8 protein-coding genes are annotated in these 11,666 nt (G+C 68.1%); 6 read left to right on the plus strand and 2 right to left on the minus strand.

All coding sequences use genetic code 11. From position 1 onward, the window contains the following. Positions 1 to 386: 386 nt before the first annotated feature. Positions 387 to 1,022 (minus strand): glutathione S-transferase family protein, encoded by a 636-nt coding sequence (locus C516_RS0116535; protein WP_018719532.1) that lies wholly within the window; start codon positions 1,020 to 1,022, stop codon positions 387 to 389. 188 nt (positions 1,023 to 1,210) lie between these two features. Here C516_RS0116535 and C516_RS0116540 point away from each other — a divergent pair, with 188 nt between their 5' ends. From C516_RS0116540 to C516_RS20665, 6 genes are all read left to right on the plus strand, one after another. Further along, positions 1,211 to 2,797, plus strand: a complete 1,587-nt coding sequence (locus C516_RS0116540) for an alkaline phosphatase D family protein (RefSeq protein ID WP_018719533.1) — start codon at positions 1,211 to 1,213, stop codon at positions 2,795 to 2,797. 1,012 nt (positions 2,798 to 3,809) lie between these two features. Further along, positions 3,810 to 5,030 carry a GGDEF domain-containing protein gene (locus tag C516_RS19940; RefSeq protein ID WP_156831287.1) on the plus strand — a complete coding sequence of 407 codons (1,221 nt, stop codon included), beginning with the start codon at positions 3,810 to 3,812 and terminating at the stop codon, positions 5,028 to 5,030. A gap of 175 nt (positions 5,031 to 5,205) precedes the next feature. After that, on the plus strand, positions 5,206 to 6,603 hold the full coding sequence (locus tag C516_RS0116550; RefSeq protein ID WP_156831288.1) for a Wzz/FepE/Etk N-terminal domain-containing protein: 1,398 nt from the start codon (positions 5,206 to 5,208) through the stop codon (positions 6,601 to 6,603). A gap of 174 nt (positions 6,604 to 6,777) precedes the next feature. Next, positions 6,778 to 7,830 (plus strand): Wzz/FepE/Etk N-terminal domain-containing protein, encoded by a 1,053-nt coding sequence (locus C516_RS0116555; protein ID WP_018719536.1) that lies wholly within the window; start codon positions 6,778 to 6,780, stop codon positions 7,828 to 7,830. A gap of 117 nt (positions 7,831 to 7,947) precedes the next feature. Continuing rightward, positions 7,948 to 8,451 carry a transcription/translation regulatory transformer protein RfaH gene (gene rfaH / locus C516_RS0116560; protein WP_018719537.1) on the plus strand — a complete coding sequence of 168 codons (504 nt, stop codon included), beginning with the start codon at positions 7,948 to 7,950 and terminating at the stop codon, positions 8,449 to 8,451. Between the two features lie 9 nt (positions 8,452 to 8,460). After that, positions 8,461 to 10,851: an MraY family glycosyltransferase gene (locus C516_RS20665; RefSeq protein ID WP_084594259.1), complete on the plus strand. Its 2,391-nt coding sequence runs from the start codon at positions 8,461 to 8,463 to the stop codon at positions 10,849 to 10,851. Between the two features lie 275 nt (positions 10,852 to 11,126). Here the strand turns inward: C516_RS20665 and C516_RS0116570 are convergent, their stop codons facing one another. After that, positions 11,127 to 11,576 carry a GNAT family N-acetyltransferase gene (locus C516_RS0116570; protein ID WP_018719539.1) on the minus strand — a complete coding sequence of 150 codons (450 nt, stop codon included), beginning with the start codon at positions 11,574 to 11,576 and terminating at the stop codon, positions 11,127 to 11,129. Between the last annotated feature and the right edge of the window lie 90 nt (positions 11,577 to 11,666).

The following is an 11,666-nucleotide window of genomic DNA, read 5'->3' on the forward strand; positions in this document are numbered from 1 at the left end:
GACTCCTCCCTTTGAGCACGAAGCAGGGGTTGCGGGAGCACCTGTGCGGGAGCGCTTCGTCGCGGCCTAACCTTGTCTGTGCAGGCTCTGAGTGCCTCAGGCCTTGGATACCGTTCGGGCTGTATGCGACAAAGATAAAATGGGGAGCAGGGGGCGAATCTACCTCGCAGGCTCTGTCCTGCAGGCCGAAGGTTGGCTACAGCCTCCCTGCTCCCCTCTCTCCCAGGCGTCCCCGGGACCGACACTAAGGGCTACAAACCCTTACCGTCGAAAACACAAGGTTGGCTGCTCCCGGCAGCCAACGTCCCTTGTCGCGGCGCCCGAGATGTCGGCTGCCAGGAGCAGCCGACCTACTTGGGGTGGTGGTTGGTGAGGATGGGGTGCGCTCAGGCGGATGCGCTGGGTCGTGCGCTGACGCGCTCGTGCCACTGGCGTACGTGCGGGAGCGTGTCGTCCGGCGGGATCTCCAGGGCGCGGGCGGCGAAGTCCACCGTCACCAGTGCGGTGATGTCCGCGATGGAGAACGCGTCCCCGGCCACGAACGGCCGCTCGGCGAGGCGGGCGTCGAGGTCGGCGAGGAAGTTGCGGTAGCGCTGCGTGCCGCGCTCTACCAGGGCCTCGATCTGCGGCACGGGGTGCGGGCCGGGCAGGGCGTGGTCGCGAAAGCCCGGGAGGCGGTTGCGGAAGGCCTCCATTACGGCGAAGTAGCCCTCGAACTCCACCCACCGGTCCCACGCGCGGATCACGCCTTGGGAACGCGCGTCCGTGCCCGTCAGCGACGGCTCCGGGTGAAGCGCCTCGAAGTAGGCGCAGATGGCGTTGCTGTCACCGATGCAGGTGCCGTCGTCGAGCTCCAGCACGGGGACCGTGCCCTGCGGATTGACACGCAGGAAGTCGTCGCCGAGCTGCTCGCCGGCCCGCAGGTCGACCTCCTGCATGGCGACGTCCAGCCCCTTCTCTGCCAGGTAGATGTGCACGCGGCGCGGGCTCGGCGCGCCGTGGTAGGTGTGCAGCGTCGTCATCTGCGTTCTCTCCCCAGTGTTGTTTCCCGCGCTACGGTAAGCCGATAGCCGTCAGCCGCGATACCCCGCCTCGGTCCCTTCTTCTCCGCCTGCCGCCTTTGGGACGGTTTCAGGCAATCTCCCCTTAAAGCTCCTGTCACCTGCCGTGCCTACGCTGATTCGCTCGTGGACAGCACGGGAGCACAGGAATGTCGAGTTTCAACGATCAGCGTATCAGTCGTCGTGATTTCATCCGCCGGGCCCTGAGCACCGGGGGTGCCGTGGCCGGCAGCGTGGCGCTGCCCGGTATGTTGATGCCGCGGCGTGCGCCCGCCGTGGTCAAGGCATCGCGCCCGATGCTGCCCTACGGTGTGGGCAGCGGTGACGTGGTAGGGGATCGCGCCATGATCTGGAGCCGCAGCGATCGCCCGGCACGGATGATGGTGGAGTACGCTACGACCAAGAGCTTCCGGGATGCGCGCCGCGTGGTCGGCCCGGCGGCGCTGGCGGATACGGACTTCACCGCGCGGGTCGATCTCTCCGGGCTGCCGGCGGGGGAGGACGTCTTCTATCGCGTACGGTTCCAGGACCTCGCCGATGAGCGGACCCTGAGTGAGCCGGTTATCGGGCATTTCCGCACGGCCTCGCAGGTGCCCCGGGACGTGACGTTCGTGTGGTCCGGTGACTGTGCCGGGCAGGGCTGGGGGATCAACGAGGAATGGGGCGGCATGCGGATCTTCGAGACCATGCGCCGGTCCAGCCCCGATTTCTTCATCCACAGCGGCGACACCATCTACGCGGACGGGCCCATCAAGCCGGAGGTCCGTCTCGCCGACGGCAGCATCTGGAAGAACGTCACCACGGAGGCGAAGTCCCACGTTGCCGAGACGCTGGCGGACTTCCGCGGTGCCCACGCCTACAACCGCCTCGACCACAACGTCCGCGCCTTTGGGGCAGAGGTGCCGATGCTCGTGCAGTGGGACGACCACGAGACCCACAACAACTGGTACCCCCAGCAGCGCCTCGGTGACAAGCGCTACACCGAGCGCAGCGCCGCGCTGCTGTCGGCCCGGGCCCGGCGTGCGTTCCTGGAGTATCACCCCATCCGCATGCCTGCCGGCGATCCGGAGCGCATCTACCGGCACATCCCCTACGGCCCGACCCTGGACGTGTTCATGCTGGACATGCGCAGCTATCGCGGGCCCAACGGCGCCAACGATCAGGCCAGCGAAGGGGCGGAGACGGCCTTTCTCGGCGACGCCCAGCTCGCCTGGATCAAACGCTCGCTGCTCGCCTCCCGGGCCACCTGGAAGGTGATCGGCGCCGATATGCCGCTGGGCCTGGTGGTGCGGGCCGGCGAGGACGTCTACGAGGCCGTGGCCAACGGTGATGACGGCCCCGCGCGGGGGCGGGAGCTGGAGATCGCGGAGCTGCTTCGCTTCATCAAGCACAACGACATCCGCAACGTCGTGTGGCTGACGGCGGACGTGCACTACACGGCCGCGCACCACTATCACCCCGATCGCGCGCGCTTCAAGGACTTCGCCCCGTTCTGGGAGTTCGTTTCCGGGCCCCTGAACGCCGGCACGTACGGGCCCAACGAGCTCGACGACACGTTCGGCCCGGAGGTGACCTTCGTGAAGGCCCCGCCGGAGGGGGAGTCCAACCTGCCGCCGAGCGCCGGCATGCAGTTCTTCGGCGAGGTGCATATCGCCGGGGACACGGGCGTCATGAGCGTGCGGCTCAAGGACGTCGCCGGGGATACGCTCCACATGGTGACGCTGGAGCCGGCGTAACGGCAGCCGGGCTACGGGCCGGTTGTGGCTCGGCGATGACGCCGAAGCCGACGTGGACGGGCTTGTGCATGCTCGCCCCGGGGCGGCCATCCCGGCGTTGCCGCGCCTGTGTGGCGCTGGCAGAGCGCGCCCATGTCGGGGTCATCAGATCCGCCGCTCAAGGCAATCGACGTTGCCAGCACCGCGGGACGGGATGTTGGCTGCCAGGAGCAGCCAACCTACAGCATCTGCTCCCTTCACAGGCATGCCGCAAGGGGGCTGTTGGCAAACCCGATAACCCCGCAGCTCCCGAAGGTCGGCTGCTCCTGGCAGCCGACATCCCTTCCATATAGGCCGTGGACCGGTCGTTTGCAGGCACCCCGCGGGACACCCCCGTGGAGAGCGCGGCGCTGGTCGCGCGGGGGCGCTTGTAGGTTGGCTGCTCCTGGCAGCCAACATTCTTGCCATATCGGCCGTTCGTGTAGTCGGACACCGCAGGCGGTCGATGTGTGGCGCCGGCTTGCGGCGACGATCGATACCGTTGTTGCGCCGATGTGTGCTACACGGTAGAAGTCCGAAATCATGACGGGGTTATCATCACGGCACGCTATTTCCCGGTGGACGGGCGAGTTCGTCAACCGCCGCCAGGAGTGGCGGTATCGGCGTTATGTCCGTGATACCACGGCGACGCAGAAGGTGGGTCGTGCGCCGCCGGTCTGCGAGGTCTCGAGCGGTGGTGCCGGGGCTGTCGCACACGGCCTTCGGCCGTGCACGACCTACCCGAGATCCCCGGCGGTGTACCGGCGCGCCGTTTCCGGTCGGTCGGTTGCCTTCGGCAGCAATGGTAGGTCGTGCGCCGAAGGCGTGCGACGTGTCCGCCGGAGCATTGGGTGGGCCGGTACACACATTCACCTCCGGGATGTCAGTCGCAGGTCGGTTGCCCGGAGGCAACCGACAAGCAGTCCTCGTGGAGAGCGAGGCGGTTGATCCCGTTGTTGCACCGATGTGTGCGACACGGTAGAAGTCCGAAATCATGACGGGGTTATCATCGCGGCACGGTATTTCCCGGTGGACGGGCGAGTTCGTCAACCGTCGCCAGGAGTGGCGGTATCGGCGCTACGTTCGTGACTCGGCGGCGCGGCAGCTTCGTGCCGCGTTGCTCGTGGCGGCGGCGCTGTTTCTCTCCTTCGGCCTGTCGGATTATGCCCTCATCGGCATCGGTCCCGCCTTCTACATCCTGGTGTCCCTGCGGGTCATCGTTGTGGTTTCCGCTCTGGCGCTGGCCTGGGCGGTGAGTCGACGGCCGGCGCGGGTTGATAACGCACTCCCCGTCAACGCCGTGTGGGTTGTGGCGCTGACGGTGGTGATCCTGATCGTGCCGTTGCGCCCGGAAACGCTCAACACGCAGATCCCGGCGGTAATGGTCGTGGTGATCACGATCTATCTGTTCATCCCCAATCGTATCCCGTTCATGATTGCCCAGAGCGTCTACCTCGGGGTGGGGTTCCTCCTCGCCGTCATGATCTGGGCGCCGCACCAAGAGCGGCTGCTGGCGACGATGACGCTGCTGCTGGTTTTCGTGAACACGGTGGGTCTGTTCACCGCTCTGCGGCTGGGCCGGCTGCGCCGGGAGCAGTTCGCGCTGCTGCGGGACGAACGTCTCACGAATCTGCGACTGCAACGCGAGGTCGCCGAGCGTCAGCGGCTGCAGGAGCGCTTCGAGCGACTTGCGCGGGAAGATGAGCTGACCGGCCTGTGCTCGCGCCGGCGTTTCTTCGAGCTGGCCGCCGAAGTGCTGCGCGATCGCCGGCGGGGCGACGGGGAGACGGCCGTGTGCATGATCGACGTGGATCACTTCAAGGCGATCAACGACCGTTACGGGCATGCCGCGGGGGATGCCGCGCTGGTGGCCCTCGCGGCCCGGTGCGCCGAGGTGCTTCGCGAGCCGGACATCATCGGCCGCCTCGGCGGCGAGGAGTTCGTGGCGCTACTGCCGCAGACGGACCTGGAAGGCGCCCGGGACGTGGCGGAGCGGCTGCGCGAGGCGATCGCGGAGGCGCCGGTGGCGAGCCCCGCGGGGCCGCTGTGGCTCACCGCCACCCTCGGCGTCGCCCTGGTCGAGCCCGGCGAGCACGACATCGAGCCGGCGCTCAACCGCGCCGACGCCGCGCTCTACGAGGGCAAGGGGGCGGGGCGAGACCGGGTGGCAATGGCAAAGGGGGTACCGGCACGTCTGCCTTCGGGAGCGGGATAGGTCCGTAACGGCCGGTGCTGGGGTTGCCAGTCTCCCCAGGGCCCTCGAAGCCGGTGGGCCTAATGGCCGCCCGTAAGCCCAGGCGGCGGAATCGATTAGCCACTGAAGTTTTGTGGTATACTTCGCCACCTAAAAGTGACGTAAGTCACATGCTACGGAAAGCAGTGTGGTGATTATGGCGAGTGGTAACAGCCGATCTTCGGTGGCTCCCAGGGAGCACCTGCCTGTCCCGCGCGGGGGTGGGATCGACGACGAAATCAGCCTTCTCGATCTGGCGCTGGTGCTCTATCGCCGGCGCTGGGTCATGGTGGTGATCTTTCTCGCGGCCGTCGCAATGGCGGCCACCTATGCGTTCGTTCGAACCCCAGCCTATACGTACACGACCGTCCTGGAGATTGGCAGCTATCTCCGGAGTGGTCCGGGCGGGGAGCGCGTTCGCGTCCCCGTACAGCCCGCCGCAACCGTGCGCAGCAGGATCAAGCGGGCGATTATTCCGGCTGTCGTTGCTGATCAGCAGCCCGAGGGGAAGGACCAGGGCCTGCCCCGGGTAACGCTCGATAAGGCGGCAAGCGGTGATGACGCTGCCGCACCCGTTTTCGTGTTGCACAGCGAGGCACCAGCGTCGGAATCGTCGCAGGTTCATGCGCTGCAGCAGGCAGTCGCCGATCGGCTGCTCGCCGACCACAGGCAGCGGTTGGAGACGATTCGCACGCGCGAGACGCTATCGGTTGATCGGGCGAAGGCGAAGCTGGCGCATTTGCGCTCGCCAACAACCCGGCGTGCCCGGCTTCAGCCGCGGGAGCAGGCATTGGCCGATGCGGCCCGGGCGATCGTAAAGCGTGCACGTGACTATCGCACCGAGCGCCTAAGGCGCGAGCACGCCATCAAGAATGCTGAGCTCAAACAGCAGGCGCTCAATGACAAGCATCGCCTGCTTCTCGCCCGACGCTCCCGGCTGGACGAACGCGAGAAGCTCACCCGGGAGCAGCTTGGCACGGCCCGCGCCACGCTGAAGCGGCTTTCGGACAACCGCATGAAGGCCGCGGGTGAGACGGTTTCATCGTCCAGCGCGATGGTCATGCTCACCATCGACAGCCAGATCGCGCGCATGCGTAGTCGGGTGGACGACCTCGAGACGCGGCTGCGTGTCGGGCTGCCGGACCGGCGCGATGAGCTGGCGAACGCGCTGGAGGAGAATGCACGTGCCCGGACCCGGGCGGCCAATACCCTCGCGGACCTGAAGCGAAAGCACGAACAGGCGGCGGCCGAATACCAGCGCCAGCTCGCTAACCTGTGCGAGGCGATGGATAAGGTGCAGACGGCGTTTCTGAGCGAGAGGCAGGCCTACCAGGAGGCGATAGCGGATGCCCGGCGGGCCGTGCGTGCGGCCAGGAACGAGGCCGCCACGGTGGTCCCAACGAAGTCCGAGTTCGTTGCCTTGCGCAGTGCCTCCGCCGTCGGTCCCGGTGGTGCCGTGATCCTGGCGCTGGGTGGTGTGCTGGGGGGCATGCTTTCGCTGTTCGGCGCGTTTGTTGCCGAGTTTGTCGGGCGGGCCCGACGCTATCTTCGCTGATGATCGATAATCCCGGTGAGACGCCGCAAGGAGGTGTTGTGCTCGCACCGAAAAGTGTGAGCATGTTCACGCCTTGGCGAAAAGTCGTGCGCGCCAAGTTCGGACGTGAAGGGGCTGTGATACCTTCCCACCGACTTGAGAGTTGCGTTTCAGCACCGGGTAATCACGAGATCCATGAGCGAGCAGCCATCCCGCCCGATCATCCCCCAGGCCGAGGGAACCGGCTGGTCGACCTACGCCGATGATGAGATCAGTCTGATGGACTTGTGGGCTGTGCTGGTGCGTCGGCGGGCGTGGCTGCTGGGCGTCGCGGTGATCGTGATCCTCCTGTCCGCCGCGTACGCGCTGTTGCGTACCCCCGTGTACGGGCATCGTGCGCTGGTGGAGATCGCCTCCCAGGAGGACAGCACCACGCCCATCGAGAAGCCGGCGGCGGTGGCCGCTAGGCTCAACGATATCTACATCCCCGAGGCGACGTCGGCCTGGCGCGAGGCGCATCCTGACGCTCCGGAGCCCGGCGTGGAGGCGAGCGTCGCGGGCGATGCGGGGCTCGTGCGTCTCAGCGGCGAGGGACCGAAGGCGCTTACTGGCGCCTACTCGGACGTCATGACGGGGGCCGTGGATCGGCTGAGCGAGGACCATGCACCGGTCACCGAGCGGCTGCGGGACCGGCTGCGCCAGCAGCGCTCGCGTGCCGAACGGCGGCTGGCCACCGCGCGTGACTCGGTCAACGAGATCGTCGAGCGCCGGAAGACGCTGGACGATCGTGCCGGGAGCCTGACGCGCGAGATCGATACCCTGCAGCAGGCGCTGGGCGACCTGGAGGCGGTGCGGCCGAGAGAGATCGCGGATTCCCCGGACGCGGTGGGCGCGGTGCAGCGGCTGCTGGACAACGAGGTCGCCTTCAAGCGCCAGCGCCTGGATGACCTGCGTTCCGAGCTCAATACGGACCTGCCGCGGCGCCGCAACGAGTTGAATGACCGGCTCGATACGGCGCGTAACGAGGTGGAGGCCCGTGAGGAGGAGGTCGCGCTGCTCGCGGATCGGCTGGATGCCATTACCGGCACCCGGCTGGCCGCCCCGCCCCGGCGCTCCGAGCGGCCCCAGGGGCCTTCGGCGGCGATGATCGTTGCCCTGGGGGCCGTGCTTGGCGTGATGCTGGGGCTTTTCGTGGCGTTCGGTGCGGAGTTCCTCAGCCGGGCCAACGCCCACATGCGCGAGACCTGACGTCGGCGCGGCAAGACCGTCCGGCGCCGGGAGGGCGCGCTAGGCCCTTGAATGGGCGAGAATGGGACGGGAGGTCTGGCGGGGCATGACGTGCGACAAGCATGAGGCGGAGACGACATGAAGCGCTGGTACGTCATCCACTGCAAACCCCGTGAGGATGCGCGCGCGGAGGCGCATCTACGCAACCAGGACTATGAGGTCTTCCGCCCGGTCACGCGGGTGCGGCGGCGCCGCGCGGGCGGGATGGCCTGGTGCACGGAGTCGTTGTTTCCGCGATACCTGTTCGTTCGCCTAGACGACGTCGACGAGTGCTGGGCACCGATCCGCTCGACCCGGGGCGTGGCCGGTCTCGTCCGCTGGGGTGACCATGTGCCGCCCGTGCCCGATCCGGTTATTGACGGGCTGCGGGCGCGCTGTGACGAGCAGGGGGCCATTGATCCCGTGGCCGCGGGCAGGGATTTCCGCGCGGCGGAACGGCTGCGCGTGGAGTCCGGGCCCTTCGCCGGATTCGACGCCGTGTTCGAGGCCCGCAGTGGCGAGGAGCGCGTGATCGTGCTCCTCGAGTTCATGCAGCGTGCCCAGCGTGTGGTGGTCTCCGAGCGGGCCGTCAGCCGTCTCTGACCGGGTCGCATGAGTCAGGATCCGTCCGTACTTCAGATGCTGGCCGTCGCGCTGCTCGCGCTCATGGGGGCGAGCGGGGTGATCGCGCTGCTGAGGCCGTATGCCAAGCGTGTCGGCCTGATCGACCGTCCCGGGGGGCGCAAGCACCACGCCGCGCCGGTGCCGCTTATAGGCGGTATCGGGGTGTTCGGTGGGTTCCTCCTGGCCACGGCGGCGGCCCCCGGGCCGCTGGCCCCGATGAGCGCGCTATTCGCCGCCATGGCGCTGTTGCTGCTTGGTGGCGTGCTCGACGACATCCGCGACATGCGCAGCACCAGCAAGCTGTTCGTCCAGGCGCTGGCGGCCACGGTCGTGGTGGCCTCCGGTGACCAGGTGGTGCGCTACCTTGGCGGGTTCCCGCTGACCGGCGAGTTGGGCCTGCAGGCATGGGCGGCCCCTCTGACCATTTTCGCCCTCGTCGGGCTTGTCAACGCGACCAACATGCTGGATGGGCTGGACGGCCTGGTCGGCGGCGTCGTGTTCGTGATACTCGGCTGGCTGCTGTTCGTGGCCGGCCTGCAGCATGCGGGTGTGCTGTCTTTCGTCATCGTGGCGCTGATGGGCGGCGTCGCGGGGTTTCTCGCCTTCAACATGCGGCTGCCCTGGCGGGGGCGGGCGAGCATCTTCCTGGGGGACGCCGGAAGCATGAGCCTTGGGCTCGCCGTGGGCTGGATCGTCATCGAGCTCTCCCAGGCCCAGGATCGGCTGCTCTCCCCGGTGGCCTATGGCTGGATACTCGCCCTGCCGGTGGTGGACACCCTGAGCCTCATGATCCGCCGGCTGTGCAAGGGGCAGAGCCCCTTCGCCGCGGACCGTGAGCACCTGCATCACATCTTCCTGCGTGCCGGCTATACGCCGGGACAGACGAGTCTGCTGCTAATCCTGATCGCCGGGGTGCTCGGGGCGGTGGGCGTGCTCGGCGGGCTCGCGGGCGTGCCGGACTGGCTCCTGCTCGCCGGGCTGATCGCGGTGGTGGTGGTTCACTACGTCTTCATCCGTCACGCGTGGTATACGATGCGTGCGCTTCGCCGGCTGCACGCCGGGTGGGAAGGGGGGTATGGCCCCTTCGGCCGGGTCGGGGCGGCGCGGGTGATCATGCAGCCCCCGGTGAACGGCTGGCGCCGTTCCGTGGCGCTCTCCGGCATCTACCTCGCCATCTTCTGCTTGCCGTTCTCCACTGCCGGGATGAACGTCGGCTTAGGTCTGGTGCTGGTGGCCACGGCCATGGCGCTGCCGGCCTTCTGGCGGGATGCCCGCCGGCTGGTGCTCACGTGGCTGGTGTTCGCGCTCACCGGTTATATCGTCGCGCGCGCCGTCATCGGCGATGCGCCTGCGGATGGGACGCCGTCGTGGGACCACCTCATCCGGGTGACCGGGCTGGTCAGCCTGCCGGTGGGCTGGTGGCTGGCCGGGGCGCGCACGCAGTGGGTGTGGATGCTCATGTCGCTCGTGGCCGGCGGCGGGGTGGCGTTCGTCGCCCAGGCGAACTGGGGCAAGCTCAATGCCGGCGTGCTCAGCGATCCGGCAGCCAGGGGGTCGGCGTCGACTTCCGGCTTCCTGGGTGCGGTGATACTGATGCTGCTCCTCGGCGGGATGATCGCCGCCGTCCACCGGCTGGGCCGTGGCTGGCGACCGGTATTCACCCTCGCCGTATGCGTGGCGCTCAGCGTGCCGGTGATCATCGTGCTCGTGGGCTCGCGCTACACCACGGGCTGGGTGGGGGCCATGGCGGGGGCGCTGGTGATCGGCGCCGGCGCCATCGCCTACGGCGTGGATCGCCGTCAGTGGCTGGGGCTGGCCGGCGGGGCCTTCATGTTCCTGGTGGTCGGACTGGGGGCCTGGGAGGTGGTGATCACCGGCAGCGGCCCGTGGCGGGACGATCTGGCCGAGCCGATTCAGGCCGCGGCGCTGTATCTCGGCGGCGAAGTGGAGCAGGCGCGGGCACTGGATCCCTCCACGGGTCGGCGGCTGCAGTTGTGGCAGGGCGCGGTGGAGCGTATCGCCGAGCGCCCGGTGTTCGGCTGGTCGCGTATGTCGCCGCGCCAGTTCGACGGACCGCTGTCCGCCTTCCGGGAATACAACACGCTATACGGGGCGGTGGCGGTCGGCTTCGGCCTCGTCGGAATGGCGTTGTTCGCGGCCGTGGTCGTCGGGGTGCTCTATCAGTTCATCGCCCTGGCGCGGGACCGGATATGGCCGACGTCGTGGGTCCTGGCCATGCTCGGGGCCAATGCCGCCGTCCTGGTGATGCTGGGGCTGGCGATACAGATCGACGACACGTCGAGCCGCACCGTCATCGTCCTGCTCATGGCGGCCGGCGTGGCCGCCGCCTTCCAGCGGCAGTGGATACAACGCGACTAGCGTCGCCGGGCGACCGGCGGCGCACCCTCTCCCCAAGCCCTCTCCCGTGAAGGGAGAGGGGCCCGCGGTGTTGCAGGTTGGTTGCTCCCGGCGACCAACATCCCGCCTGGTAGCACCGGGAATGTCGGCTGCCCGGAGCAGCCGACCTACGGGAGTTGTGGGGTGCCGGGTTTACCGGCGGGAACCCTTTACGGGATGCCCGTGAAGGAGACCGGTGTTGTAGGTCGGCTGCTCCCGGCAGCCAACATCCCGCCTGGGTTGCCGGTGCGCCCCGCCTACAGGTACTTCTGGTAGGTCAGGAAGCGTTCGTCCAGGGTCCAGCCGGCGTCTTCGTAGCAGGCCTGGCCGGCGGTGTTGATGCGCTCCGTGCGCAGGAAGAGCTTGGCGGCGCCGGTCTCGCGGCCGAGGCGCTCGACGCGCTGCATCATCGCGCGGGCGACGCCGCGGCGGCGGGCGGCCGGGTCGACGTAGAGGTCGTTGAACAGCCACATGGTGCCCAGGTCCACCGAGGAGAAGGTGGGGTAGAGCTGGGCGAAGGCGAGGAGGGTGCCGTTGTCGTCGGCGACGAATACCCGTGAGTCGCCGTTGCTCAGGCGCTCCTTCATGTAGGTCCGCGCGCCTTCCGGATCACTCTCGCGGCGGTAGAACACGCGGTAGTCGTCGAACAGGGCGGCTACTGTGTCGAGGTCGTCGATGGTGGCGTCGCGGATGGTGGGTTCGGTCATTCGGGATTCCTCCTGCGGGTATGGTGTCGGTGGCCGTGGGGCGCACCCTCTCCCCAACCCCTCTCCCGTGAAGGGAGAGGGGCCCGGAGG

This window comes from Arhodomonas aquaeolei DSM 8974, assembly GCF_000374645.1.
In the GTDB taxonomy this organism is placed as follows: domain Bacteria; phylum Pseudomonadota; class Gammaproteobacteria; order Nitrococcales; family Nitrococcaceae; genus Arhodomonas; species Arhodomonas aquaeolei.

Coding starts and splice junctions, on each gene's coding strand:
- C516_RS0116535 (WP_018719532.1), bottom strand. CDS start 1,022: ATGACGACGCTGCACACCTACCACGGCGCGCCGAGCCCGCGCCGCGTG.
- C516_RS0116540 (WP_018719533.1), top strand. CDS start 1,211: ATGTCGAGTTTCAACGATCAGCGTATCAGTCGTCGTGATTTCATCCGC.
- C516_RS19940 (WP_156831287.1), top strand. CDS start 3,810: ATGACGGGGTTATCATCGCGGCACGGTATTTCCCGGTGGACGGGCGAG.
- C516_RS0116550 (WP_156831288.1), top strand. CDS start 5,206: ATGGCGAGTGGTAACAGCCGATCTTCGGTGGCTCCCAGGGAGCACCTG.
- C516_RS0116555 (WP_018719536.1), top strand. CDS start 6,778: ATGAGCGAGCAGCCATCCCGCCCGATCATCCCCCAGGCCGAGGGAACC.
- rfaH (WP_018719537.1), top strand. CDS start 7,948: ATGAAGCGCTGGTACGTCATCCACTGCAAACCCCGTGAGGATGCGCGC.
- C516_RS20665 (WP_084594259.1), top strand. CDS start 8,461: ATGAGTCAGGATCCGTCCGTACTTCAGATGCTGGCCGTCGCGCTGCTC.
- C516_RS0116570 (WP_018719539.1), bottom strand. CDS start 11,576: ATGACCGAACCCACCATCCGCGACGCCACCATCGACGACCTCGACACA.